This is a genomic window from Listeria kieliensis, from assembly GCF_003369925.1.
GTDB lineage: Bacteria > Bacillota > Bacilli > Lactobacillales > Listeriaceae > Listeria > Listeria kieliensis_A.
Window position 1 is genome coordinate 1,025,624 of the sequence record NZ_LARY01000002.1, and the last position, 26,368, is coordinate 1,051,991.

The 26,368-nt window shown below is 41.5% G+C and carries 29 protein-coding genes and 1 other RNA gene; 20 read left to right on the top strand and 10 right to left on the bottom strand.

Going from position 1 to position 26,368, the window contains the following annotated elements:
- The first annotated feature begins 95 nt into the window (after positions 1-95).
- The 3 genes from ffs (at position 96) to UR08_RS10805 (ending at position 1,887) form a co-directional block, all read left to right on the top strand.
- An RNA gene (gene ffs, locus UR08_RS10795) (signal recognition particle sRNA large type) lies at positions 96-362 on the top strand.
- Between the two features lie 200 nt (positions 363-562).
- Positions 563-1,021 (top strand): YehR family lipoprotein, encoded by a 459-nt coding sequence (locus UR08_RS10800; protein WP_165849987.1) that lies wholly within the window; start codon positions 563-565, stop codon positions 1,019-1,021.
- 218 nt (positions 1,022-1,239) lie between these two features.
- A complete protein-coding gene (locus UR08_RS10805; RefSeq protein WP_115753638.1) occupies positions 1,240-1,887 on the top strand; it encodes a hypothetical protein in 648 nt (215 codons plus the stop codon).
- 69 nt (positions 1,888-1,956) lie between these two features.
- Here the strand turns inward: UR08_RS10805 and UR08_RS10810 are convergent, their stop codons facing one another.
- The 4 genes from UR08_RS10810 to UR08_RS10825 form a co-directional block, all read right to left on the bottom strand.
- On the bottom strand, positions 1,957-2,931 hold the full coding sequence (locus UR08_RS10810; protein WP_115753639.1) for an Ig-like domain-containing protein: 975 nt from the start codon (positions 2,929-2,931) through the stop codon (positions 1,957-1,959).
- A complete protein-coding gene (locus UR08_RS10815) occupies positions 2,895-3,926 on the bottom strand; it encodes a toxin Cry1Ac domain D-VI-related protein (protein WP_115753640.1) in 1,032 nt (343 codons plus the stop codon). The genes UR08_RS10810 and UR08_RS10815 overlap by 37 nt, the downstream gene beginning before the upstream one ends.
- Positions 3,927-4,003: 77 nt before the next feature.
- Positions 4,004-4,702 (bottom strand): cyclic nucleotide-binding domain-containing protein, encoded by a 699-nt coding sequence (locus UR08_RS10820; protein ID WP_115753641.1) that lies wholly within the window; start codon positions 4,700-4,702, stop codon positions 4,004-4,006.
- A gap of 472 nt (positions 4,703-5,174) precedes the next feature.
- Positions 5,175-5,405 carry a lipopolysaccharide assembly protein LapA domain-containing protein gene (locus UR08_RS10825; RefSeq protein ID WP_115753642.1) on the bottom strand — a complete coding sequence of 77 codons (231 nt, stop codon included), beginning with the start codon at positions 5,403-5,405 and terminating at the stop codon, positions 5,175-5,177.
- Positions 5,406-5,593: 188 nt separating this feature from the next.
- Here UR08_RS10825 and bla point away from each other — a divergent pair, with 188 nt between their 5' ends.
- Positions 5,594-6,511, top strand: a complete 918-nt coding sequence (bla, locus tag UR08_RS10830) for a class A beta-lactamase (RefSeq protein WP_165849988.1) — start codon at positions 5,594-5,596, stop codon at positions 6,509-6,511.
- Positions 6,512-6,635: 124 nt separating this feature from the next.
- Here bla and UR08_RS10835 read toward each other — a convergent pair whose 3' ends face one another.
- The gene (locus UR08_RS10835; RefSeq protein WP_115753644.1) at positions 6,636-7,355 is read right to left on the bottom strand and encodes a cyclic nucleotide-binding domain-containing protein; all 720 of its coding nucleotides are present in this window, start codon (positions 7,353-7,355) and stop codon (positions 6,636-6,638) included.
- A gap of 308 nt (positions 7,356-7,663) precedes the next feature.
- Here UR08_RS10835 and UR08_RS10840 point away from each other — a divergent pair, with 308 nt between their 5' ends.
- Positions 7,664-8,230, top strand: coding sequence for a recombinase family protein (locus UR08_RS10840; protein ID WP_122865679.1), 567 nt, complete (start codon positions 7,664-7,666; stop codon positions 8,228-8,230).
- 104 nt (positions 8,231-8,334) lie between these two features.
- On the opposite strand, the gene UR08_RS13040 is transcribed toward UR08_RS10840, so the two are convergent.
- Entirely contained in the window at positions 8,335-8,493 is a 159-nt protein-coding gene (locus UR08_RS13040) for a hypothetical protein (RefSeq protein WP_165849989.1), read from the bottom strand.
- Positions 8,494-8,832: 339 nt separating this feature from the next.
- On the opposite strand from UR08_RS13040, the gene UR08_RS10845 reads away from it, so the two are divergent.
- The 7 genes from UR08_RS10845 to UR08_RS10875 all read left to right on the top strand — a co-directional run bounded on the left by UR08_RS10845 (position 8,833) and on the right by UR08_RS10875 (position 13,209).
- Positions 8,833-9,024, top strand: a complete 192-nt coding sequence (locus tag UR08_RS10845; RefSeq protein WP_115753646.1) for a DUF3188 domain-containing protein — start codon at positions 8,833-8,835, stop codon at positions 9,022-9,024.
- A complete protein-coding gene (locus UR08_RS10850) occupies positions 9,021-9,491 on the top strand; it encodes a DUF3284 domain-containing protein (RefSeq protein ID WP_115753647.1) in 471 nt (156 codons plus the stop codon). The genes UR08_RS10845 and UR08_RS10850 overlap by 4 nt, the downstream gene beginning before the upstream one ends.
- A 131-nt stretch (positions 9,492-9,622) precedes the next feature.
- Positions 9,623-11,374, top strand: a complete 1,752-nt coding sequence (dnaX, locus tag UR08_RS10855) for a DNA polymerase III subunit gamma/tau (RefSeq protein WP_115753648.1) — start codon at positions 9,623-9,625, stop codon at positions 11,372-11,374.
- A gap of 26 nt (positions 11,375-11,400) precedes the next feature.
- Positions 11,401-11,718, top strand: coding sequence for a YbaB/EbfC family nucleoid-associated protein (locus tag UR08_RS10860; RefSeq protein ID WP_115753649.1), 318 nt, complete (start codon positions 11,401-11,403; stop codon positions 11,716-11,718).
- A gap of 58 nt (positions 11,719-11,776) precedes the next feature.
- Entirely contained in the window at positions 11,777-12,373 is a 597-nt protein-coding gene (gene recR / locus UR08_RS10865; protein ID WP_036074400.1) for a recombination mediator RecR, read from the top strand.
- Between the two features lie 22 nt (positions 12,374-12,395).
- Positions 12,396-12,665, top strand: a complete 270-nt coding sequence (locus UR08_RS10870) for a YaaL family protein (protein WP_115753650.1) — start codon at positions 12,396-12,398, stop codon at positions 12,663-12,665.
- Between the two features lie 73 nt (positions 12,666-12,738).
- Positions 12,739-13,209, top strand: coding sequence for an ASCH domain-containing protein (locus tag UR08_RS10875; protein ID WP_240616078.1), 471 nt, complete (start codon positions 12,739-12,741; stop codon positions 13,207-13,209).
- A gap of 42 nt (positions 13,210-13,251) precedes the next feature.
- Here UR08_RS10875 and UR08_RS10880 read toward each other — a convergent pair whose 3' ends face one another.
- From UR08_RS10880 to dhaK, 4 genes are all read right to left on the bottom strand, one after another.
- Entirely contained in the window at positions 13,252-14,100 is an 849-nt protein-coding gene (locus UR08_RS10880; protein WP_115753651.1) for an aldo/keto reductase, read from the bottom strand.
- A 113-nt stretch (positions 14,101-14,213) separates the two neighbouring features.
- A complete protein-coding gene (dhaM, locus tag UR08_RS10885; protein WP_115753652.1) occupies positions 14,214-14,585 on the bottom strand; it encodes a dihydroxyacetone kinase phosphoryl donor subunit DhaM in 372 nt (123 codons plus the stop codon).
- Between the two features lie 3 nt (positions 14,586-14,588).
- A complete protein-coding gene (gene dhaL / locus UR08_RS10890; RefSeq protein ID WP_115753653.1) occupies positions 14,589-15,188 on the bottom strand; it encodes a dihydroxyacetone kinase subunit DhaL in 600 nt (199 codons plus the stop codon).
- A gap of 16 nt (positions 15,189-15,204) precedes the next feature.
- Positions 15,205-16,197, bottom strand: a complete 993-nt coding sequence (gene dhaK / locus UR08_RS10895; protein ID WP_115753654.1) for a dihydroxyacetone kinase subunit DhaK — start codon at positions 16,195-16,197, stop codon at positions 15,205-15,207.
- Between the two features lie 151 nt (positions 16,198-16,348).
- On the opposite strand from dhaK, the gene UR08_RS10900 reads away from it, so the two are divergent.
- The 8 genes from UR08_RS10900 to UR08_RS10935 all read left to right on the top strand — a co-directional run bounded on the left by UR08_RS10900 (position 16,349) and on the right by UR08_RS10935 (position 26,349).
- A complete protein-coding gene (locus tag UR08_RS10900) occupies positions 16,349-17,725 on the top strand; it encodes an aminotransferase class I/II-fold pyridoxal phosphate-dependent enzyme (protein WP_115753655.1) in 1,377 nt (458 codons plus the stop codon).
- A 41-nt stretch (positions 17,726-17,766) separates the two neighbouring features.
- Positions 17,767-18,390 carry a dTMP kinase gene (gene tmk / locus UR08_RS10905; protein WP_115753656.1) on the top strand — a complete coding sequence of 208 codons (624 nt, stop codon included), beginning with the start codon at positions 17,767-17,769 and terminating at the stop codon, positions 18,388-18,390.
- Between the two features lie 110 nt (positions 18,391-18,500).
- The gene (locus tag UR08_RS10910) at positions 18,501-18,830 is read left to right on the top strand and encodes a cyclic-di-AMP receptor (RefSeq protein WP_036074397.1); all 330 of its coding nucleotides are present in this window, start codon (positions 18,501-18,503) and stop codon (positions 18,828-18,830) included.
- Between the two features lie 375 nt (positions 18,831-19,205).
- Positions 19,206-22,637: a pectate lyase-like adhesive domain-containing protein gene (locus UR08_RS10915; protein WP_133296350.1), complete on the top strand. Its 3,432-nt coding sequence runs from the start codon at positions 19,206-19,208 to the stop codon at positions 22,635-22,637.
- Between the two features lie 14 nt (positions 22,638-22,651).
- Entirely contained in the window at positions 22,652-23,749 is a 1,098-nt protein-coding gene (locus UR08_RS10920) for a WxL domain-containing protein (protein WP_115753658.1), read from the top strand.
- Positions 23,750-23,771: 22 nt separating this feature from the next.
- Positions 23,772-24,500, top strand: coding sequence for a WxL domain-containing protein (locus UR08_RS10925; RefSeq protein WP_115753659.1), 729 nt, complete (start codon positions 23,772-23,774; stop codon positions 24,498-24,500).
- A 13-nt stretch (positions 24,501-24,513) separates the two neighbouring features.
- A complete protein-coding gene (locus tag UR08_RS10930; RefSeq protein ID WP_115753660.1) occupies positions 24,514-25,242 on the top strand; it encodes a WxL domain-containing protein in 729 nt (242 codons plus the stop codon).
- Between the two features lie 78 nt (positions 25,243-25,320).
- Positions 25,321-26,349, top strand: a complete 1,029-nt coding sequence (locus UR08_RS10935) for a WxLIP family cell surface protein (protein WP_115753661.1) — start codon at positions 25,321-25,323, stop codon at positions 26,347-26,349.
- Positions 26,350-26,368 lie beyond the last annotated feature (19 nt).

Here is a 26,368-nt window from a genome sequence, read left to right on the forward strand (position 1 = left end):
TAAATAGAGATTTTACTTGTGTTTTTGTACTAAAAAAGATACACTATTAGTTGAGTCCTTTTGGTAAGGATTCCTAAATTATGGTAGCAAATTTGCCGTGCTAGACGGGGAGATAGCGGCGCCCTGTAACCCGCAATCCGCTCTAGCGGGGTTGAAGTCCTCAACTGAGGCCTATATCTGTTTGGTCAGCCTTTGACACGTGGTGTTGACGATTTGGTCTTGCGCAATGGAAGCCTGTGAACCATGTCAGGTCCGGAAGGAAGCAGCATTAAGCAGTGTTCTTCTATGTGCCGCGAGGTAGCCTGATCTGAGCTAACGATCAAAGAAGCGCAGGTGGATGTATGTCGAATTGAGGTGCACGGCGTTAAATATGAATTTACTTAAATCTTCTCTTAATAGAGAAGATTTTTTTGTTTGTAAAAAAATTAATATAAAGCATTGGTTTTAAGCTATTTACCAACGGTTTAATTGTATGAATGTGAAGAAAAACACAAAAATAATATTCGCTATTTTATTTTTTATCTTTTATACTATATTTGTAAAAAATAATAAGGGGGATATTATGAAATTTTTAAAAAGAGGGCTTAGTCTTGTATTGGTATTTGTTTTAGCTTTAACTGTTGTTGCTTGTGGTGAGGAGGCTAAAACCAAAACATTTGAATTAGAACAAAACGGAGCGACGATGGAAGTCACTTATACATACAAAGGCGATAAAGTGCTTAAACAAACGAGCAAAAATAAAATTCCTTATTCTGCCATGGGGGTAACAACAAAAGATCAAGCGAAGGAAAAGTTACAACCAACTGTTAAGCAGTATCAAGGAATCAAAGGCTTGAAGGAAAACATCACTTATGGGGACGATGCAGTGAGTGAAACGGTTGCAATCGACTATGAAAAAGTGGATTTGGATAAAGTCTCTGGCATTTCCGGCATGATGATAGAAGGCGATGCTAAAAACGGTATCAGCATGAAAAAATCAGAAAAAATGTTGAAAGATCAAGGATTTAAAGAGAAAAAATAACAAGAAGAAACTTTGACTTTGCTTTTTCTCGATAGAGTTGGAGCCTTTAAAAGTTGACGAAAACATTTTATTTTGAAGCAAGTGTAAAAATAAGTTTATTAAAAAAGGGTGCTTATGTGATTATAAGTATCCTTTTTTTGATTTAAGTTAGTGAATTTGTTCGCTAAAACTGTTAAAATAGGAAATAGATTTGAATTTTGAAGTTGAGGATGAAGTTTATGCAGCGCTTAAAGAAGAAAAGAACTATAGTAATAACAAGTATTTTAGTTGTACTTGCTGCTGTACTCTTAACTCTAGGAGTTATTTTTGGTGTATTCCAGCGACAAGAGGTGTTGGATAACTATGATGTCGCTTATGAAATGGATGGGAAATTATATGATGTATTCCCGATTTCATCAACAGATATTGGGCTCGACAAGAAGAAAGATAATAAACATCTTTATTTCCGAGTAAATAGCTATTATAATCTCGAGTATTTCTTCCGAATTGCTTATAATCAATTTGAGTTAAATAAACCATCTGCGGATAAAAGTTTTGCTGGGAAACTAGATTATCGTGTGGCAGATAATGCTTACGTGACCCAAGAAGACGTTTTTCGAACGAAGAAGGATCGATATGCAGTTTATTCTTTCCACAACAAGACGGGGAAAGAAATCTACCGATATGATCCAGAAACCACTTCAACGGATGAGTATGTGACGAGAATCAAGCCGACGATTTTGCAAGGTTACAAAAAAAGTGATATCGCAAGTTACGATGATTTTCTTGATATCACAAAGTTATTCCAAGATAAGCTAAATAAGAAAGTAAATGTGCGTGTGGATGATTCCAAGCGCATGGTGATTTTTTCGATTAAAGATAACTAAACAGAAAAAGCAGAAATCCCTGTAGAGCCTTATTATGCGACTTTACGGGGATTTCTGCTTTTTTATTAGTTAACTTTGTTTTTTTCGTCGGAAAATGAATACAGTCGAAGTAGCCAAAAGAAGGAAGGCTCCTAAAGCCACTGTCCAAGGCATCCCCCGGTCGCCCGTGCTCGGTAGCGAAAAACCACCGATGTGCTGCGAATTCCCGGTTCCTGCAGTCGGGTTCCCGCTTCCTGTGTTGCTTCCGGCGCCGTTTTCGCGAGCAATGATTTCGACTGGAACGCGGATTAGCGTACGATTGCCGGCTTTATCCTCCAGCTTCACTGTCACCACTTGCGAACCTGACTGGGTGAAATCGGGTTTGGTTTCGTAAGTCACGGTTAAGTTATCTGGCTCCACGCCTGCGTTGTCATAGATATCCTGCAGAAGATGACTTGGATCTTTTGGCGGAGCTTCTCCTTGCCGGAATGTGTGTTTCACGGCTTTCGCTTCCGGCGGTGTTGTATCTTGTACCGTTTGCTTATTCGAAATCGGGCTCTTGTTCCCTGCGTCATCTGTCGCAACTGCTACATAATCCACATAAGGCGTGAGTGGCTGCTTGTCGGCGGGGATGGCTACAGAAAATTGACCATTGGTGCCGGTTTTCGCTTTTGCCACTTCTTTTTGTTTTGCATCTAAAATGGACACCGTAGTGCCCACTTCGGCTTGCCCGGTAAAGGCTTCATCTTGGTCTCGGATTGGACTTAATGTAGGTGCTTTTGGCGCCACAACATCTTGCACGGTTACTTGTGTGGTCGCAGTTTTCCCGTGAATCATACTCGTTCCCGTCACAACTTCGCCGGCATGAAAGAACTTTCCTTTCGGAAGTGCCATCCGGAAGTTCCCTTGGGCATCTGTGCGAACATGGTAAGAAGCTTGCACACGCGGATTGTCGCTTGGCATCGTTGGGTTGGGAATCGTTGCCACGCCTTCAAAGCGAATTAAAGCGTCTGGATAGGATTTCCCGATCAGCGTGTAGCTGTGTTCATCTTTTGGATTATCCACGAGTGCCTCAATTGAATCGTAGGGTCCACAGCGTCAAGAAGCGCTTGGGCCTTATCCAGTTCTTTTTGATAAAAATCTTTGACGAGCGGATCTAAAATGAGATCTAAATCAATTTGATCCTGAACCGCATCCAGATCTTCTTGAACGATTGGTAAACGGAGTTTCGAGTGCGTATCATCTGTAAATAAACCATCCACACCCGTCCGTACTTCTTCAATGCCTTGGTCGAGATCAAGGACAGCTAAATGGCTGTAAGAAACACTTGAAATTCCCTGCATATCTGGCATTGCGCCGACTAAAATAGTCACTTCTTCCCCTGTTCCAGTGAAAGACATAGTTTTGAGTAAGTTTGATTCAGCATCTGCTTCTCGAAAATCTGGTTTGTTGTCTATTGTTTTAGACAAATAAAGATCAACAAGGGTTCTCCCACCTCTACTAATTGAGCCAATAGGGCTGTTTTCAAAGGGGATTTGAGGGTTGACCAGTCGCTTATTAGCCGCTTCTTTGTTAATTTCACTAGACAGCCCTTGATAAGAAAGTTGGTAACGATGTCCTTTTATTGTACGGATAGTTTGAATCGCACCCACCACATAGGATGATCCATTTGGAGACCCCATCATGCCATCAACTAAAAATTCAATAGTTTTACGGGAAGAAGTTTGATTTTGCGTAACTCTTCCGTATTTTGTTCCAGTATAATATGAGAAATAGCCCTTTTCATCTACTTCAGTTTGTTCAAACACAGTACGCAGCGGTCTTTGATTGTCAGAAGTTACAGGTTGCCAGTATCCTTTCCCAAATTGAAGATGATTAAAGCGATCCAATAGCTTCGGATCTGTTACCTCAGTAATCGTGTTTTCAATAGCTGGTTTCACGTTCTTTTTCGTACTAGCATCTACTTGTGTTTTAGTTGGCCCACCAAATGGGAACACCAAGCTAATAATTAAAACTAGAATGAGTGAAAAAATGGTAAAGTGAATTTGGTTCTTTTTCAATGGAATCCTCCTTTATGAATTGAAATGATAAAGAAAACTTAGAGTGGTATTCGAAAAAATACGTTGAGACTTATTGTCTAGTTGCGTCTTGCTATTTCTTGCCTTAAATATTGCGTTAAATTTTCTAAGTGAATGAGTCGACATTTTGGTTTCCAGTGGGCTACGATTCCTAATTCTAAAAGTTCTTTGATTGCCTCATTCGTACGAGCCTTGCCTGAATTGGAAAGTTGAGCAATAAACGTTTGCGTCACGAAAGAGGGAATAAAAATAAGTGCTTGATCTTGCTCAGAAGCCTTACCCACTTTTCCTATGATCCGAAATAATGCCCAAGCCACCTTTAACTGTGTGTTTTTTATGGAAATGAAATTAGAAAAGGAAATATGAATCAAATGTATAATGCTACGTTCAAATAGATGGTGATATTTTCGAGGTTCTAGATACAAGTGAGACAATAAAAATTCTTTTTCAATTTCATAAATGACCACGGGACTAAGCGCGACTACTTGATATTGAATGAAGTTAGGAATTTTCCAGATGGTGGGATGATCAACAAGCGTTTCAAGGTTCAGAAGATCTCCTTCAACAAGAATCTCTACATTACTTTTTTCCCCTTTTTGATCGGGTACTTGAACGAGTAGAACACCTTGACGAATGAGTAGAATTTTGTCATCTTTTGCTGTGTTGCTGCTTTTATAGCAGGTTTGTCCGGCTTCGTAGCGAGTGGCATTCCAAAAGATAGAACGCCACTCTTTGAACTCAGTAGTTTCATAAAACATATGGATATTCCTTTCACTCGTAAAAACTTTGTTCAGAAAATGTCCGTTTTCTGAACAATAATAATACGGAATATTCCAAATAAAAAAACCCGGTTTTCTCAAGGAATGTCGGAGTTTTAAATAATGATGTATAGGCAAAAGTGTACTGTCTAGAAAACGGACATTTAATTAACTAGTAATAACAGTTATGTTTTTCATAGTGGATCATAACGAAAGAAATTCTTATGGTTAACACGCGTGTAAATAACATTTTAGTATAGGAATTTGGATAATGGTCTTCTTAAAGAAAGTAAATAGGTGTTTTGTGTGACTGAATTGTGAATTTTTGTTGTTCTGCGATGCTTTTTTGCTTAATGGGCATAGAGATTAAAAAAGTAGATCCCCTGTTAGGCTGGGGCTCTACTAAAAGTTAAAATGGCTATTTAAAGAATACTTTATCTAAACATAGTGATCTATATTTTTTCATTCACAACTATCCATTTCTTTTTTTAGATTTTGAACGGATTTTAGGAATAATAAAACCTGCTAGCCATCCCAAAACAGCAGAAATTGCAATGACCATGAATAATGGGACGGACATCTGCCCAAATAAAAAGTGGACGGTCACGTGTTGACGGTTAAAAACCATAAATAAGATAATCAGTACAATGAGCACGATGTTGATAATCAGTTTGATGGATATTTTTTTAGATTCGTTTTCCAAGGATACATCCTCCTCAACTATAAATTTTCATAATTAATAGTAGTATTCCCGCTAAGTTTTATAGGAAACATGTAGGGTAAACAGTAGAAGAATGAAGAGTAAATGGAATTTTTAAGGATCCTTAAAGGTTTCTTGGTTTTCGCTATGTATAATGAAGTTTATCAATCTGAATGGGGGAAATGGTTTTTATGAAGCAAAAAACGATTATGAGATGGGGCGTTTTGGTTTTAAGCGTCTTGGTATTCAGTATTGCAGCCTGGGAAATTAGCGAAAATCGGAGTTCAGAGAAGGAACTAAAAGCGGAAGCGACTCCGCAAACAAATTCGGTGAATGAAAGACTGGAGGTTCTAGAAAATAAATATCACGCAAAACTGGGTGTGTACGCGGCAAACGGAAACGAAAAAGTTAAGTATAATGCGCAAGAAAGATTTGCCTATACATCAACGTATAAAGCGATTATTAGTGGCTTGCTTTTGAAGAATCGTACGGAAGAAGAACTGCAAAAAAAGATCTTTTTTTCGAAGGAAGATTTAGTTGATTATTCGCCGATTACAGAAAAATTTGTGGATAAGGGCATGACGCTTAAAGCGATTATTCATGCAGCGGTAGCATATAGTGATAATACGGCGGGAAATTTATTACTTGATGAAATCGGTGGTACGAAGAAATTCCAAGAAGAATTGCGATTGATTGGGGACCATACAACGATTTCCTCTCGCTATGAGACAGATTTGAACTCAGCGGTTCCGGGAGACTTACGTGATACAACGACTCCCGAAGCGTTTGGAACGGATTTACAGCGATTGACAAGCCCTAAATGCCTAGATCCACAGGCGCTAAGTTACTTTAAACAAACTCTGGTTGACAATACAACAGGAGATAAACTTATTCGAGCAGGGGTTCCAGAAGGCTATATCGTAGGTGACAAAACGGGCGCAGGCTCTTATGGAACGCGAAACGACATTGCCATTATTTTTAAAGAAAATAGCAACGGATTACCACTGGTTTGGGCTGTCTTTTCCAAAATGGACCGGGAAGATGCGCAGTATAACGATCAGCTAATTGCAGATGTAGCCAAAGTGCTGAGCGAAGAGTTAGCACTTTGAAAATAAAAAAGCAGAGACTAAGGCAAGCGCTTTTTGAGCGAATTTGTTCCCTAGTCTTTGCTTTTTTTGCAAGAAAATGAGTTACTGCGCAACAATAAATTTGACTACTTGGAATCTAGTCAGCCTAAAAAATTGAAAATGGCTTCGTGGCTCCACTCGTTTTAAAAGGAAGCTCATTGTCTAAGTAGGTTTGTAACCGATGGAAATTTAAAATTAGTGGTTTTAGTTGTGTGAATATCCCGGTTAAATGGAATGTCTGCAAAGTTGAGTTAACTTCTTTTTCTTTTTCTTGCGCCAATTGAGCAATCAATTCAGATGTAACATAAGATGGCAGAAGAATGGACGAGCCATTTTCTAAAGATTTCCCAGCTTTGCCTGCTATCTGAAATAAGGTCCACGCTATTCTGATAGCTAGAGGTCGATCGGCGATTTGTGTGGCAAAGGAAGTCGCGATAAACTGAGTAATGATTTTTTCAAACGTTCGGTGGTAATTATGCGGATCAAGGTGTAAATGCGATAAGAGAAATTCTTTATCGATTTGAATGATTTCAGCATCGTTAAGAGCAACTACTTGATACGGAAGTAAGTATTCCAGTTTACCGTTTGATGAGTTTTCGATTAGAGATTCGATATTAACGACATTTCCTTCATTTAGAAGGGCCGTGCTGATCATTTTGTCTGTGCCGCTTTGAACTTGTACAAGCAGTTCTCCTTCTTTTACGATTAAAACTTGATCGACAGAAGGCTGAGCCATACTATAGCAAACTTCATTGGCACGGAAGTAAAGCATTTTCCAAAAAGGCTTATGCCAATCTTGCTGAGCAAGCAAAGTATCTAAAAGCATTCCAAGCGCTTCCTTTCTTTCGGCTTTATTGTTCAGAAATCGAGCGTTTTTTAAACAATCAATATGGAAGCCTTGAACCGAATTAAAAAACCGATTTTCGCTTAGAAAAATCAGACTTTTTGAAGATGATGGATCTAAAAATTTTTGAAGATCAAAAAACGCTCATTAAAACAACAACTAAACTTTACCGTAAAAATTTTTGAAAGTAAATCTTTCTAGGATAAAAAAAGAAATGTTGCCGAGGGTAGTTGTCACAAATTCGCCATATTTATATACTTAAGAGGTGGACTTTGTAAGGAGGAATTATTTTGGGCATAATATATGGTTACGTCAGAGTATCAACAGATGAACAAAAAGTTTTTTTGCAAGAGGATGCTTTAAAGAAGTATGGTTGTGATGTTATCGTTGTTGAGAAAGAATCTGGACGAAAAGAAAAGAGGAAAGCATTGAGCAATTTGATGAGACGCATCAAGCCAGGTGACACACTCGTCATCTGGAAGCTTGATCGATTAGCGCGCACAACCAAGCAGTTAATCACACTATCTTCAAAACTCCAAGAAAAACAAGTAACATTAGTTAGCTTGCAGGAAAATTTAAATACAGACACGCCGCTTGGCCGTTTTTATTTCACCATTATCGCTGCAATTTCTGAAATGGAAGTGGAAATGATCCGTGAAAGAACTCGTGCGGGCATTGCTTCTGCGAAAAGGCGGGGGAAAACGCTAGGTCGGCCTAATATTTCACCGAAGCTGGTGCGGAAAATTCAGTTGTTAAGTAAACAAGGCCACTCCGTTATCGAAATTGCACGGCGCTGTGAAGTAAGTAGAAATACCGTTTATAAATATATGGCAGAAGAGAAAAAACAGCCGTCTTAAGCAAGAAACGAGAAAGAGCGGCTGGTTAAATTTGTCACCATCCCAATTCAAAAAAGTAGAAATCAAGAAAAGCCATGCTTTACTCGATTTCTACTTCAAATTGTTTATTTCGTTTCGGAATTTTTCGATTCAGTAGATTTTTTTGCTTCGGATTCAGCAGTTTGATCAGGTTTTGGATCATCTGGAAAGACGATCGAAAAAGTATCACGTTTGATTACTTTGCTGTTTCTGCTTTCCTCTGGCATATCTGACTTTAATGCCAATTGAATCACCTCAATTCTACTTGTATTATAGCACAATCACCGGTTCGTGTAGCTGGATACACACTTATCATTTTGCGTGTGTAAAATAAAAGCTCTATCTAGGGCCTGTGCGCGACTTTTCTGCGGAATACTTGGCATGAAAATTGCATTTTAAATCAGTAAAGGTATGTTCACCTACTGGATTTGATATTGCAAGGTGATAAGCTTAACGTTAAAATAAGAAAAGAGAAGGTTTTTCCGATGATTTTTATAGTGACTTTTAAATTGCAATCTCGTAAGTAAAAGTCAGATGTACAAAAAATCTTCAAAAACTTTTCAAGAAACGGTAGGGATTGTTAGATGAAATTAGCAAATAGTCTGTTTGTAGTTTGTATCGGACTGATGATCGTCATGTTTAGTCCTTCTTTTGGAAAAAACGGTGCAGCAAGCATGCCGATGATGGTTACAGGGCTTGTTATTGTTGTAATCGGAGCGATATATGTTTTTAAAGGTCTTAAAAATAAAAAAGGGCAAGGAGGGGATAAAAAATGAAGGTTTCACAAAAGCTCTATATTTCCCAAAAAGAGTGTTTTACAGCCATTATTCATTCAGTTATTTATGATATAAAAAAGTCAACGGGAAAAACGAAACAAGTTCGCCAACTGCAAGGCTTTTCTTATCAGCGGACAATGTCAAATGGCATGAGAACGACAACGACCATCAGTGAAGTTGTGCCGGATGAAGTCTATCAGTTCACAACAGAAACGCTTTCTAATACACATACCACAACTTACACGATTACGGCGACAAGTGAAAATACTTGTGAAGCAACTTATACTGAAAAAATTGCAGCTGATAAAACGATGCGCAAGATGAATAATGCGATCGTAGGCTTTATGTTTGGTTTCTTTCGGAAAAGACGTGTGCGTAATTTACTAAAAGCTATTGAAATGTCTGTGATTAATGAAAGTAAAGCGAAAAAGAAAGCTTCAGAGCAAGAAGTGAAGCCGGGGAACTGATTTTTAAAAGGGAAAGCATTCACTAGTCAATTTAGTGCGTGCTTTTTTGTCACTTAGTAGAAGTTTCTCCTTATCAAACGAAGGGAAGTAAGCTATAATAGTACTACTAAGATCGAGAGGGAGAGTGGAAGATGGCATATCAAGCATTATATCGTGTGTTTCGGCCACAGTCGTTTGATGATGTTGTCGGACAAAGCCATGTGACGCGTACACTGCAAAATGCAATTACCCAAAATAAAACGTCGCATGCCTATTTGTTCAGTGGACCCCGTGGAACAGGGAAAACGAGTGCAGCCAAGATTTTTGCCAAAGCAATTAACTGTGAAAACCCGGTCAATGGGGAGCCCTGCAACGAGTGCGAAACGTGTAAGTCGATTACAGAAGGCTCAAATCCCGATGTCCTCGAAATTGATGCAGCGAGTAACAATGGCGTCGAAGAAATTCGTGATATTCGCGAAAAAGTAAAATACGCCCCCACGGTTTCTAAGTATAAGATATATATTATTGACGAAGTGCACATGCTTTCAACAGGAGCCTTTAATGCGCTACTTAAGACGCTTGAAGAACCTCCTAAACATGTGATTTTCATATTGGCTACAACAGAACCACATAAGTTACCGCTCACCATTATTTCTCGGGTGCAGCGTTTTGATTTTAAACGAATCACCACACAAGATATTACGGAACGAATGGCTTATATTTTAAACGAAGAAAAAATTCCGTTTGATGAAAAAGCGCTCGCCATTATTGCGCGGGCGGCTGAGGGCGGCATGCGGGATGCACTTAGTTTGCTCGACCAAGTCATTTCCTATGGTTCTGAGGAAGTAAGCGTAACAGATGCGCTTGAAATTACTGGTTCTGTTTCGCAAAACTTGCTTACGGAACTCGTTAAAAGTGTTATGGAATGCGATGCCGAGCAAGCAATCCGAAATTTATCAGCGCTACTTGCAGAAGGCAAAGACCCAGTTCGGCTGGTAGAGGATCTACTCGTTTTCTTCCGAGATATTTTACTTTATCAAAAGGCGCCGCAACTCGAGGAATCACTTGAGCGAGCTGTGGCGGACGAAGCCTTCCAAGAACTTGCATCAGAAGCGAATTCTGTTCGAATTTACGAGTGCGTCGATTTGCTGAACAAGGCGCAACAACAAATGCGTTTTTCCAATCATCCGGGAATCTATGTCGAGGTGGCTGTGGTTCAACTTACGCAAACGAAAGGCGCTATTACTAGTGACTCAAGCGGGGAATCTGGAGCGGGAATTTCGAATGAAGAAGTTCAGAAACTCCAAACTGAACTGAGTGCGCTTCGCCGTGAAGTGGATGAGCTAAAGAAAAACGGCGTAAAAGCAAGTGAAACTTCTTCAAGTGAAAAAGCGAGCCGTCCGAAAAAAGCGGCGATGAATAGCAGCAAGGGCTTTAAAGCGCCAGTAGGCAAGATTAATCATGTGCTTGGCGTGGCAAAGAAAAAAGATTTACAGATGATTCGAAGTGTGTGGAGCGAATTGTTATCCATGTTGATCGCTTCGCAGGCGGCACTTTTAAATGAAGCAGAACCCGTAGCTGCTTCGGACGATACTTTTGTGTTAAAATTTAAGCATGAGATTCACTGTCAGATGGCCATGGAAAATGCTTCGTTTGTCGAAACGGTCGAAACAAGCATTTCAAGGCTGACGCAGGCTAATTATCATTTTATTGGTATCCCAGAAGATCAGTGGCATGATGTCCGCGAAAATTTCATCAAGCTGCATAATAATGGCAGCGAGGAAATGGATGGCGAGGGTGCGTCTGCGGAAAACGCGAGCGGGGCTGACACAAATTCAGAAGATCAGTTTGTAGCCGAAGCAGCGAAACTAGTCGGTGATGACTTACTTGAAGTAAAAGAATAAATTTTTTTAGAAGAGGAGAATATTTTATGCGTGGAATGGGTAATATGCAAGGTATGATGAAACAAATGCAGAAAATGCAAAAAGAAATGGCGAAAGCACAAGCGGAATTAGAGGCTTCTGAGTTCACTGGAACAGCTGGAGGCGAAATGGTTTCCGTTAAAGTAAGCGGGAAACGCGAAGTGCTTGATGTGGTTATTAAAGAAGAAGTGGTTGATCCTGAAGACGTAGAAATGCTACAAGATTTAGTTCTTGCGGCAACAAACGATGCGCTTAAGCAACTCGAAGAAACGACTTCACAAAAAATGGGCAAATTCACGCAAGGAATGAACATTCCTGGGCTATAAGTTTACGGCGGCAGGACAAAGCTCGTCCTGCCTGCTTTTTTGAAAGTGAGCGATGCAGATGCATTACCCTGAACCGATAACAAAATTAATTGATAGTTTTATGAAGCTTCCAGGGATTGGTCCAAAATCCGCGGCACGCTTAGCTTTTTTTGTTTTGGACATGAAAGAAGATGATGTCCTTAACTTCGCAAAGGCACTTGTTGATGCCAAACGAAACTTAACATTTTGTTCTGTTTGTGGACACATTACGGACCAAGATCCGTGCTATATCTGTTCGGATACGAGTCGCGACCGGAGCGTCATTTGTGTGGTTGAAGAGCCGCGCGATGTGATTGCGATGGAAAAAATGCGAGACTATAATGGACTTTATCATGTTTTGCATGGTACGATTTCGCCAATGGATGGAGTGGGCCCGGAAGATATTAATATTGCTGATTTGATCAAGCGGCTTCAAAATGAAGAAGTCGAAGAAGTGATTCTCGCTACGAATCCTAATGTTGAAGGAGAAGCGACTGCGATGTATATTTCACGTCTTGTGAAACCAAGCGGAATTAAAGTAACGCGTATTGCCCATGGTTTACCAGTTGGGGGCGATTTAGAATATGCAGATGAAGTGACACTATCCAAGGCTCTTGAAGGTAGACGGGAAGTTTAACGGACAATAGAGGTGATTGACGATGGAATCTAGAAGCAGAACGCACAGTGGCAACAAGCGACATGCCAAACGGAAAAGAAAAACGCGGATTGGCAAGCTTCACAAAAGTTATGATGAATATCTGCTCGAACTAATTGAAGTCACACAGGAAAAATGGCAAAAAGAACGAGAACTGTTAGATCGAAGCTTTGGCTATGATCCGAGACTTGAATTTGAAGTAAAAAAAGCAGAAATGAAATACTTTTATTTGTTTAAGGAAGCTAGGTACCGCCAGATTAGCGGTAGAAAATAAGAAATTATTTTGCATAGAGGGTTGTTAGGTTTACCTAGCAGCCCTTTAAACTTTTAAAAAGGGAGTGTTTGCTTTGAACCGGGAAATTGAGAATTACTGGCTAAAATATGCAAGTGAACATAATTTAAATCTACAAGTGCCAGATTACTGGATGTTTGGAGATGGAAGCAAGAAAATGGGGGATGAATTAGCAGATTTAGTTCTTGCTGGTAAAAAAACGGGAACATGTGCAGCTAAAGTGGTTTACGACCTTGAAAATGAAGTGATGCCAACCGTTGGGCAATATGATATTGTGTTAAATGGTGATGAGTTTCCAGTTGCAATCATTAAGTATACGGCGGTTGAAGAAGTACCAATGAATGAAGTATCAGAAGCTTTTGCTTTATCAGAAGGAGAGGGAGACTTGACTTATAATTATTGGTACACAGAACATGAAAAATTCTTTACATGGGAATTAAAACAATACGGGATGACATTCAGGCCGGATTTGATTCTAGTATGCCAGACGTTTGAAGTTGTGGATGCCAATTCAAATCGTTTATAAAAAGAGCTTTGTTGCAAGTCTTGCAACAAAGCTCTTTTTGGATCAAAATTCTTCGGGTTCTGTGCGGACGTAAACGACATCCGGCGCGTGGCTAACACGTTCTCCGCGATTGAGTTTTTGAATGATAAGCATTTCTTCACGAGAAAGTTCGAAATCGTAAATCTCAGCATTTTCGCGGATTCGCTCAGGTTTTTCTGATTTTGGAATAATACTGATATCATTTTGAACGTGCCAGCGTAGGATAACTTGGGCCGGCGTTTTGCCGTATTTTTTCCCGATTTTCTTGAGTGCCGGTTCTTTTAAAGCAACGCCCCGGCCAAGTGGACTCCACGCTTGGTGGACAATACCCAACTCTTCTAAATAACGATGGAGCAAGTGATTCGGGAAGTAAGGATGTGTTTCCAGCTGGTCAACGGCAGGAAGCACATTGGCTTTTGTCATCAAGCGGTCAAGGTGGTGTGCTTCAAAGTTGGAAACACCAATTGCGCGAATTAAGCCCTTGTCATAAAGACGTTCCAAGGCTTTCCAAGTTTCAAAAAAGGGTTCGATTTTTGGCCAGTGCACGAGATAAAGATCAATATAATCAACCTTTAAACGCTTAAGCGAGTTCTCGAATGCCTTTAGCGTTTTATCGTAACCTTGCTCCGTATTCCAAACCTTCGTTGTAATAAAATAGTCTTCTCGGTTCAAGTTTGAGGAGCGGAAAAAATCACCGATATATTTTTCATTGTGATAAAATTGAGCAGTATCGAATAAGCGATAACCTGCCAGTGCAGCCGCTTCAAGCGAGCGATGCAGTTCGTTTTCATCAACCAGTTTATAGGCGCCAAAACCGTGCCGTGGCATGAGAACACCATTGTTCAAACGTACTTTATCCGTAAAAGATTTCATTTATTTTCCCTCCACTCCATTCTCCATTTCAGAATACCAAAAAACGAAAAATCTTGCACGAGAAAAGGCGAAGCCTGTTTCACGTGAAACAGGCTTCGCCGGTATTACTTCCACTATTTGATTTCGATGGATTTTAAATTTTCTTTGATGACTTCCGGCTTCTCGTCCATTTGAACTTGCGCTGCCGTCGCATAAGCACCTTCTAATATTGGCGCATTGAAAAGAATAATTTCCTTATCTAAAAGTTCCATAACCGTTTCAATATTCATCTTCGCGCTACCAAGATCATAAAAAGCATACACTTTTTCAGCAGAATTTTTTTCGAAGGCTTCGTTTACTTTGTCAAAACTTGTTCCGATGCCGCCATCATCTGTGCCGCCTGAATAAGTAATCGAAACATCAGCTGCCACTTGGCTGATAATATCTGAAACACCTTTCGCTACATCTTTTGAGTGAGAAATAATCACAATGCCATACTCTTTCATAGGTTATTCCGCTCCTTCCGATTTTAATAATGCTTGAAACAGCAAGCTGGAAGAATAAGCGCCAGGATCGAGATGCCCGATGGAACGCTCGCCGAGATAAGATGCCCGACCTTTTGTTGCTTTCATATCTTTGGTCTTTTGAAGAGCCGCTTCAATGGCATCACTTGTGAATTCATCTTGGCGCATCGCATTGATCGAAGGTTCCCAAACATCAATCATCGTTTTTTCACCAGCATGCGATTTTCCTCTATTTTCAATTCCTTCAAGACCAGCTTCAAAAATATCAGGGAGTTGATCTTTTGTGAGTGTATCCGAATCAATTTTTTTACTCATATTTAAAAAAGCAGAGCCATACAGCGGGCCGGAAGCACCGCCGACTTTACTAAGGAGCGTCATCGCTGTCGTCTTAAATACATCTTTTAAAGTAGCGGGCGTTTTTTCTGAAAAAGCTTTTTTCAGTTCCGTAAGGCCTCGCGCCATATTTACTCCGTGGTCACCATCACCGATCGCTTGGTCCAAGTCGCTTAGTAACTGTTTATTTTCGATAACGCGATCTGCAAAATCATCTAAAAATTGAATTGCCCATTCTTTATCTAAAGCCATCCTTCATCCTCCTCCATTATTTCCATGCGATCGTTTGTACAGGGAAATCAAGTAGTTCAAGCCATTTTTCATCTTCAAGTTTTAAAACAGTGAGCGACAAACCAGCCATTTCAAGCGACGTCATGTAGTCTCCGACGATGGTTTTTTGGATAGTTACTCCTTTTTCGCCTAGTAATTCATGGACATCATTTGAAAAGATATATTGTTCCATAAGTGGCGTTGCACCCATTCCGTTTACAAGAACCACAACCTTGTCACCAGAAGCGAATTGATGTTCCTTGTCGATCCGGGCAAGTAGTTGCTTGGCGAGGTCATACGACGGCATAATCTTCTCACGGCTAAATCCTGGTTCCCCGTGAATGCCGATTCCAAGTTCGATTTCATCAGCGCCCAGTTCGAATCCGGGGTGACCAACTTCTGGCACGGTACAAGGCGAAAGCGCCACACCAATTGTTTTAATGGAACGAATTACTTTTTCGCCAAGCGCTTTCAGTTCGGAAAGGCTCGCTCCAGCTTCTGCGGCAGCACCGACGATTTTGTGTACTAAAACGGTTCCCGCTACGCCGCGGCGCCCAGTTGTAAATGTGCTGTCCTCAACGGCGATATCATCATCAACAATCACTTGGTCGACCTTGATATCATCACCTTCTGCAAGTTCTTTCGCCATATCAAAATTCATCACGTCACCTGTGTAATTTTTGACGATTAAGAGCACACCTTTGCCTTGATCGGCAGCTTTGATTCCTTCGTAAATTTGGTCCGGCGTTGGTGAAGTGAAAACATCGCCGCAAACGGCTGCAGAAAGCATTCCCTGTCCAACATAACCAGCATGCGCGGGTTCGTGACCAGATCCGCCTCCGCTTACGAGACCGACTTTTCCGGGCCGTTTATCAATACGTGCAAGAACTCGTGTATCAGGAATACGTTCGATCAGATCTGGATGTGACTTTGCGAGGCCTTCCACCATTTGTTCAACGACTTGATCTGTACCATTGATTATTTTTTTCATCAGCCCTAACTCCTCCTTGAAAAAGATGGTTTTACACTTAAAAATTCCCTAGAAAGAAAAGGTTGAAACGTTATTTTTGAAATTGCTTACAATATTCGTTTTAAAGGCTCGGAAGTGATACAATAGGGGCATGAAAAAAGGGGGGGTTGTGATGATAAGTCAAGAGGAAACACCGCTTCTTCAGGCGATCGAGCAACATATTAAAAAAAATCCAGTTTCACTTCACGTTCCAGGACACAAAAATGGTGCCTTGTACGGTGGCGACTGGCAAGAAATTTTGAGGTATGATTTGACGGAAATTAATGGCATGGATGATCTGCATCATCCTGAAAGTGTCATCTTGAAGTCGGAGGAGTTACTCAGGGATGCTTACGGGGCACGGGAGAGCTTCTTTTTAGTCGGTGGATCAACGAGTGGGAATCTTGCGATGATTCTTGCTTCACTTCGGCATGGCGATTCGGCGATTGTGGCGCGGGATGTACATAAGTCAGTGATTCATGCGCTTGAACTAGCTGGTGCGAATCCGATTTTTATTGAGCCGAAAAAAGATGCGGTGACTGGGACGGCCGCTGGACTAGATCCAGTGCTGTTGGAGCAAGTTTTGGATGCGAATCCGGATGTGCGCGCCGTTATTGTTACCTATCCGAATTATTATGGAGCCGTTTTTCAGCTAGACCGAATTGTAGCGGTGGCTCATCGTTACGGGGCGCTTGCGCTTGTGGATGAGGCACACGGCGCTCATTTTATTGCGAGTGATGAATTTCCAAGGGAAGCACTTCGGGCTGGGGCAGATGCGGTTGTGCAGTCTGCTCATAAGACGCTTCCGGCACTTACGATGGGGGCTTTTTTGCATGTGAATACGGATAAACTGGATGTGCGGCGCTATCTTGAGATGGTGCAGTCGAGCAGTCCGTCTTATATGGTGATGGCTTCTTTGGATGTGGCACGATGCTATGTGGCGCTTTATTCGGATGAAGATTTTAAGGCGTTTTGGAAGATGCGCGCGAAATGGCTACGATTTTTGGAGAAACAAGAACTTGAAGTGGTTTGTCCGGATGATCCGCTGAAATTGATTGTGCGGAAAAAAGGTTTTTCTGGCTATCGAATCGCGGAACAGTTGGAGCAAGCTGGATTCTATCCAGAACTAGCGGATGCTAAGCAAGTGCTTTTGATTTTGCCACTTTTGAATAAAGGCATGGATTTTACGCCGTTTGGGCGAATAAAATGGGGGGAAGGCGACGCCCGCCAAGGGGAATCACGGATGCTGGATTTGGCGGTTCCGGATGTGAGCCGACTTTGGGTCCCGTATCAGCAGATGGCTAATTTGGAGACAGCGTTTTTACCTCTGGATGAAGCGGCGGGAGCCGTCGCAGCAGAAAATGTGGCGCTCTATCCACCGGGGATTCCTGGCGTTCTGCGCGGAGAAAAGTTGTCGGAAAGGCAAATCAACTATTTGAAGCAAGTTCGTGGCAGACATTTTCACGGGGGAAAAAGGTTGAAAGAGGGATTCATCGAGGTTTTTTTGTGATATAATCAGGGGGTGAAATTTGCTTGAAGGAGAGGAAATAAATGGCGATTTTTATCAGTCTCGAGGGACCAGATGGCTCGGGGAAAACGACGGCAGCGGCCTTGCTTGAAGAAAAGATGAGTGCGGCGGGGCTCGATTTTATTAAAACGCGTGAACCGGGAGGAAGCCGGATTTCTGAGAAGGTGCGAAATATTGTGCTCGGGATTGGAAATGAGGAAATGGACCCGCGGACGGAAGCGCTACTTATTGCGGGAGCGCGGCGGCAGCATGTGGTGGAAACGATTCGTCCAGCACTTGAGAGCGGGAAACATGTGCTTTGTGATCGCTTTGTCGATAGTTCGCTTGCATATCAAGGTGCGGGACGCTCAATTGGAATTCAGGAGGTTCTTGACATCAATTTGTTTGCAATCGAAGACACGTTTCCTGATAAGACGTATTATTTTGATGTGCCGGCGGAGATTGGCTTGGCGCGGATTGCCGCAAATAAGGGACGCGAGATTAATCGCCTAGATCAGGAAGATATTGCCTTCCATAGCAAGGTGCAACAAGGTTATGAGGAAATTATCAAATTGTTTCCAGAGCGCTTTGTTCGAATCGATGGTACTGGTTCACCTGATGAAATCACGGATGCGATTTTGGCGGATATTTTAAAAACTATCAAGTGACAAGAGATGGGACTAAATGGTGTGAGAGGTATGCAAATTAGTAAAGTCTCGCTTGAAGTTTTGATATAATAGAAAAAAGGTATTTTTACTTTTTTAAGGGGATGATATTGATGAAGTTGATTTTTGCAATTGTACAGGATCAAGATAGCAACCGCCTTTCCGATGCGTTAACGGAAAATAAATTCGGGGCAACTAAATTGGCAACAACTGGTGGCTTTTTGAAAGCGGGGAATACAACTTTCCTAATCGGGGTTGAGGATGATCGTGTGGAGGATGCACTTGACATCATCCGGGACAACTGTAAAGCAAGGGAACAAATGATGACTCCTTCAGCTTCGCTTGGTGTAACGGTGGACACTTACGTTCCTTACCCGATTGAAGTGCAAGTAGGTGGAGCAACGGTTTTCGTAATGCCGGTTGAAAGCTTCCATCATTTCTAAAAACGTTACTTTGTATCTTTCTTTAAGAAAAGGACTTGGCGGAACAATGGCTAAAATTGTGATGTCAAGTCCTATTTTTGTGAACTTTTCGACACATTTTGGAGAAAATCACCAATTAAATGTATAAGAATTTACTTTTTTTGAGGATAACTCATGATATAATGGAATTGCTTACAAGAAATGAGTTTATCTTATTTCTTTTCACAAATCACAAGTCGATTCTAGTCAAATGTCCTAACAATTTTCTTTTGTAGATGCTTTTTAGTGTTTTAAACTGAAGATTTGGTTTATTTTAATGCTATTGAAAATTGTCATCTTGGACTTGTCGATGAAAAGGGGGTAAGCAAAATCACATTGCAGAAACGAGGTGAGATTTTGGGTAAACGGAGAAGGTTTCATTATTTTGTGGTTGGCTGCTTAGCTTTGATTTTTGGTTTAGCACTACCACTTGGTGTAAATGGAATTGGTGGTTTCTTGGATCATGCCTATGCATCAAAGAAAATTACACTTTCTGCAGAAAAAGAATATGCTTTTACAGATGAAACGTTTCAATTAACAGTCAGCGATGAGGGTTTGGCGGAAGGTGATCAATTAACCTTGGAACTTCCGAAAAACCTTGTTTTTATGGATCAAGAAACACAGCTTGAAAATGAAAACAAAGCTATTAAGTTCGATGAAGCAAGCGGAGAGATTACAATTCCATACCAAGCCTTTAAAGAAAAGAAGGCTGAGCTTATATTGAAATCTAAAAAAAGTGGGACATATGATCTGCTGATCAAAAAACAGCAAGAACAAAAAACTGTATATTCTAATTCACTGAATTTTGCAGTTATTGATAAAAAAGCAGAAACAGATCTTACGCCGAAGCAACAAGAACCGCCAGGCACCTTGGCTAAAACGAGTGCGCTAATTCAGCCTAGAATGGCGACTGCTAGAGCGGGCTCGACCGCATATGTCACCAGTGCAACTGAAATGGATGCGGCTATGGCGAATGCAGCTATTACAGAAGTAGTTGTCATGAATGACTTTGCATTTACACAGTTTTCAAGCACTGTTGCTGGGGAATCCAATCAGACTATTCCTGCACGAGATTTGACTGTTCGTGGGGTAAACCCAGGAGTTAAAGTAGATTTTAGGAGACGAAGCTATTGGATGGATTTTGCATCTAAAAAAGTCAATGTTCAAGTGCAGGATTTAGATATGTACGGACAAAACTACTGGGGTCCGATCCGTTTGACGGGAACTATCGGAGCAGCTTCTACATTTTCGATTCAGAATTTGAATTATACTGGAGCCCAGTTCACAGCTTCTTATCAAGCAGACTTCTTTGTTGGAGGCACTGTGGTTAATAAATCAGTCAATCAGTATATCAGTCCATTTGACAATGTAGAATATAAGACCCAAGTTAACCAAACCAATTTAGAAGTAACTAACATTACATTTGAAGCAGGTTCGAAATATACTGGAACGACCGAAAATGCGACTGTTTTGATGCTTGGGACAGGTGGTGCAACAGGGACGGCAACAATTCAAGAAGGTGCTGAACTTAACCTAACTGGAGGAGGAAACGGTCTTTCTGGTGAGGGGACATGGACGACTATCCAAGCAAACGGAAATGTGGACATTGCTAAAAATGCAAAAGTGAATATCACGACACCGAAGGATTCAACTCGTGGTGGGATCGCACTTGGAAGTAATGCGAAACTGTTGGTTCACGATGGAGCATCGCTGAACCTAGATATGAATGGTCCGTTTACAGATGCGTATAATAAGAATCCGATTAACGTTGGAACTGGAGCAGAGTTTAATGTTGCAGATGGAGCATCCTTGACGATCATGGCAAATAATCAAGGTACTGGTACGGGAAGTCTAGTGAAAACAGGCAGTAACAGTTCGTTCGTCATTGGGAAAAAAGGTGTGTTTAAACTTTCATCAGATGGTTCAGGTGCAAAAAATTTAATATCCATTGGTACAACATCAACTTTTAATTTTGTAGATGCAGGCGAAATTGATTTGGATGCTAGACGAAACACGAATGCGAATACGCGAGTCATTTATATGGCTAGTGGGACATTTAGTGCATCCATTCAACGAGTTAAAGCATGGACAGCAGCAGATGCTGGAAATGACACGCCTACTTATGATTGGTTTCCAATGTATGATATGCAGGTTAAATACACGGGAGCCAATGTAACCTCTGCAACTGGTAATAGTATTGTGAACGCAAATGCCGTAGATTTTGCAGCGAACTATCGGACGCAAAATTTTAAACGTGTCTTGTTTGAACACATTGCGGATGTAGAAGTTTCACTTGACCCGCTTGCAGATAATCCGGCGAATACGAATAGTCACGTTATTCGAGGCGTTGCAAATCCTGGCGCTTGGGTTTTATTATCTGGAGATAGCGCAATTCCAGAGGGAACGATTGCTGCGCAAGCAGAGTCGGATACGAAAAAATACCATGTTAAAGCAGATTCCGCGACAGGTGAGTTTGTTTTTGTACTTCCAGAAGGAAATTACTTAACGGCAGGAAACACAGTTTCAGCTTACGCATATTTGGATGGCAAAGATGCTACAGCATCAACCGTTGTAGCTGATGAAACGGCGCCAGATAAGCCTAGCTTGAATGCTATTAAGGATGTGGATGCCAGTCTGACCGGGAAAGCAGAAGCAAATAGTCTTGTCACCGTTTACCGGGCATCAGATAAGGCAGTTCTTGGGTCAGTGAATGCAGATGCTTCGGGAAATTACGAACTTGTGCTTGCTGATTCGGATAAACCTCTTGCGCCTTATGTGGGCTATTATGCGATTTCAGCGGATGCGGCAGGAAACAAAAGTGAGCAATCAGATACTAAGGTCGTTCAAGATACGACGCCACCAAGCGCAGAAGCGGTGAAACAAATTGTTAATCTCAATGAGGCGTTCACGACAGATGCTAAGTCTCTTGTCACAAATGTGCAAGATAATGCAGGGGTAGGAGACGATAATTTGACGTATGTAATCACCAAGGTTCCTGACTTAACTGCAGTTGGTAGCTCAACGGCGGAAGTGACAATCACGGATAAAGCAGGGAATCACGTGGTTATTGTTGTTCCGGTTTTTGTGAAAGATGGCGACACAACGGTTGCTGAACAAGCAATGATTCAAGCGAGTGATTTTGTTGTGAAGGAAAAGCAAGTGCCAACTTCAGAAGCAGACTGGGATGCGTTCATTATTAGCCAAGCAAAAGCAAAGGCTTGGGGAGTTCCAGATGGAGCCGATTTGTCAGCTGAGATTACGGTTGCAGATCGAGGAGGCTTCGCGAAAGCAGCAGGAACTTACACCATAAAAGTTAAGGTGAAAGATGCAGAAAAAATAATTACAGCGATCGTGACGCCGGGAACACTCAGTATTTCTGAAATTCCGAATACAATCCAATTCGGAACGCAGCAAATTCGTTCGTATGAGCAACAATTGAAACCGGAAAATGAAGCAAAGGTTGTCGTGAATGATGATCGGTCTGATCCGTCAAGTTGGCAATTAACAGCGATGCTCGAATCGCCATTTAAAACGAATGAAGCCGATGAACTCCCAGACAGCTTAGTGATCGCGATGAAAGGTGCAGATGGGACAGTTAAATACGAACCGATCAATGAGCAAGGAACGACACCGGTTTTCAATCAAGAAACTGCCAGTGAAGGTTTGACGGAAGTTAATTTAAATCCAACAGGAAATGTGGGCCTAATGCTCGATCTTTTCCCGGGAAATATTCGAAGCGGTAAAGTGTATCAAACAAAAATCGTTTGGACGCTTGAAAATACGCCATAAAAAGGAGGCTAACGATGAAAAAATATTTAGTGTTTTGTCTGCTTTCGTTGGTCGTATTGTCAAGCTTCACACCGTTTGTGGTTTCTGCAGCAAGCTATGAGTCAGATGTTGGACTTACCCTTACCGGTGAACAGCCAAAAGAGCCAGCCGAGAGTAAAGATCCGCCTGTGGTTCCGGATAAGAAGGAAAAGCCAAGTCATCCTGTTAAGCCAGATACGGCTAGTTCTGGAAAAGTATTTTCTGGGAAAGATGCATCTGTAAATCAATCAGGACTCTTACCACATACTGGAGATGTTTCTGATTGGTGGAGCATTTTAAGTGGATTGCTTCTGCTAGGCGGTCTTGGCATCTATTTACTTGCTACCCGAAAGAATCAACGCCTTTGCAAGAAATTCATTTGTTTTTTACTAGCTGTGCTTTGCTTAACTGTATTTTCACCGGAACCTTTAGTTTATTCAGCGGATTGGAGTTCGACAACAAAATCAAAAGCGGATCTGACTTACACTAAAAACGCCGGAGGAACAAAACCAGTGGATCCAGATCATCCTGGAGAGGAAATTGTGCCTGAAACAGTTCCACCAGCAAATCCTGGAACACCGGGACCGCTTAGTATTGATTTTGCCTCGAACATTCAGTTTGGGTCTCATGAAATCACAGGTCGAACAGAAACTTATTATGCAGCCTTAACACCTGTGAAAGTACTTGCAAGCGGTGCTTCTAAAAAAGTTGCGAATTATGTCCAAGTGACAGATAATCGCGGAACTTTAGGCGGATACCGGCTGACAGTGAAACAAAATGGTCAATTAAGAAGTGATCAGACTGTTTTAGAAGGTGCCGAAATGGTTCTTTTAAACAGCACATTAAAAAGTGCGACGAACAAAAAAACACCGCGGAATTTAAAAAAAATCGTGTTAGATGCAAGCGGTAAAAGTGCTAGTGACGTCATCGTTGCTCCGGCAGGAACTGGTGCAGGAACGTGGCTCAACACATTTGGAAGCAGTACAGAACAAGCTAAAAAAAGTATTCAGGTCATCCTCCCCAAGGAAACGAAAAAACAAGCTGGTCATTACCGGACTACGTTGACTTGGGAAATGATAGATTCACCCTATTAAACCAAAAAAGGAGAAGAAAAACATGAACAAAACATTGAAAATCACAGCACTAGGACTCGTTACTATTTTAGGGGTATCAGGAACAGGTTATACCGCTTTTGCGGTTGATGGTGGTTCAACGACTTCCAAAGGAGATGTCACTTTTGAAAAAAATACAGATCCAAGTGGTCCGAAAGATCCAGATACAGACAAACCAGTTGAACCAACAGATCCTGAGATCACACCGCCAACAAGTGGACCACTAAGCATCGATTATGTTTCGACAATCCATTTTGGAACACAAAAGATCTCTGGGAATGATGAAGTTTATTATGCATCTTTGGATAAGTTAAAAGACACGGAAACTGGAGACATCAATGAAAAGCCAAATTTTGTTCAAATTACGGATAACCGTGGTTCAAATGCAGGCTGGAAGCTCACAGTTGTACAAGATGCGCAATTTAAAAATGGATCAAGTGAACTGACTGGAGCAAAACTTAAATTAATCAATCCAACATTAAAGTCAAGCAAGAAAACAGATGCAAATACACCAACAGCAAGTGAAATTGTACTTAACCCAGATGGTACAACTTCTGCTGATGCAATCGTTGCGCAAGCTAATCAAGGGATGGGGACTTGGTTTGATACATTTGGTAAGGATGTGACAGAAGCAGCGAAAAGTATCTCACTATCTGTTCCTGGAGATACTGCTAAAATCGAAGGCAAATATTCAACAACACTAACTTGGACACTTGCAGATACACCAGCTTGATTAGAAGGTGAAAATGATGAAAACGGGGAAAGGTTTCTCGCTGTTAATCGTTCTCGGAATAACCATTTTTCTGGGTGCACCAACAACCTATGCGGCGGTAAGCGATAATACGAGTGATTCTAGCGTTCAATTCACAGCAGATGTGGATGGCACAACGCCTCCTGTTAATCCGACTAACCCGGGGGAAGACGTGACGCCAACGGATCCGGTGACGCCAACAACTGGTGCGCTTCGGATTGATTTTGCTTCGCGGATTTCATTCGGGAAACAGAAGATTTTCGGGAAGGATATGGCGTATCATCCACCGTTTTCAGAAGTGAAACGAACTTCGGATGGCACAACGCTTTACGTCCCGCAATTTGTGCAAGTAACGGACAATACAGGTCTTAATGCAGGCTGGAACCTGGAAGTGAGCGGAACGCCATTTACAACCACTTCGGGCGCGGAGCTTACGGGCGCAGCTCTTACGCTTTCAGGGACCACTTTGCGTTCCAAGTTGGACTCAAAATATACGCCGAGTACAATTGTGCCAAGCCTTACCGTCGGTTCTAGCCCACAGCTTTTAGTAGCAGCTGCGGCGGGTGAAGGCATGTCGGTTTGGACGGCGGCATTTGGCGATTCGGCAGGTAGCGCGGGTGCGCAAAATACGAAGATTACGCTTCATGTGCCGGCTGAGACGGTGAAACTGGCGGATGAGACTTATACGTCTACGCTGACGTGGACGCTGAGTTCGGCGCCTTAAAAAAGAAGCTGATAGGCAATTGCGGAGTGTGAAAAAGCACTCCGCAAGTTGTTTATGAAGTGGAAGGAGTTTTGAAAAATGAAGAAAAAATGGTGGATCATTTCCTTTTTACTGGTAGGCTGCTTTTTGCTGTTTAGCGGTCCAACAGGGGCAAAAGCGGAAAGTTCAATGGGCTTTTCGGTGAATACGATTCTTCCAGCGAACCAAGTGGATAAAACGAAAACGTATTTTGATTTAGAGATGAAACCGGGGCAAGTGCAAGAACTAAGTGTGGTTTTGACGAATGCGAAAAACAAAGCCATTACAATTGAGAATCATGCGAATACGGCAATTACAAATGATAATGGGATTGTGGATTACAGTCAAGCGAATCCCAAGCTCGATCAAACTTTGAAATATCCGTTTTCGAAGCTCGCGGACGTGGAACAAACCACGACGATTCCCGCGCACGGGCAAAAAACGGTGAAGATCAAGGTGACGATGCCAAAGGAATCCTTTGATGGAATTGTACTTGGTGGCCTCCATTTTAAGGAACAAGAAAGCAAGAAACAAAAAACGAAGAAGGATGAAAATGTACAAATTGAAAACCGCTATGCGTACGTGATTGGCGTGCGGCTAGTGGAAACGAAAAAAACGGTTCAACCGGATTTAAAACTGAATGCGATCAAGCCTTCTCAAATTAATTACCGCAATGTACTAAAGGCGAATTTACAAAATACAAAACCAGTGATTATCCAAGATTTTAAAGTGGACGCGAAGGTGACAAAGCGGGGTAAGGATCAGGTTTTATTCCAAGAAAAGAAAGAAAATATGCGGATTGCACCCAATTCTAATTTTAATTACGGGATCAATTGGAACAATCAGGAATTTAAACCCGGGAAGTATACGCTTCATTTAACAGCATGGGGCAGCGGGAAAAAATGGACGTTTACGAAGAACTTTGAAATCAAACGAGATGAAGCAGCCAAGTGGAACGACAAGGCAGTCGAACTGGAACGAGACTACACAATGTGGTATGTGATTGGCGGCGTGATTCTTGTCCTTCTTCTTCTGATCGGCGTGTATGTATTAGGCAGAAAATCACGCAAGAAAAAGGAAGAGGAGTAATAGATGAACATAAATAAGC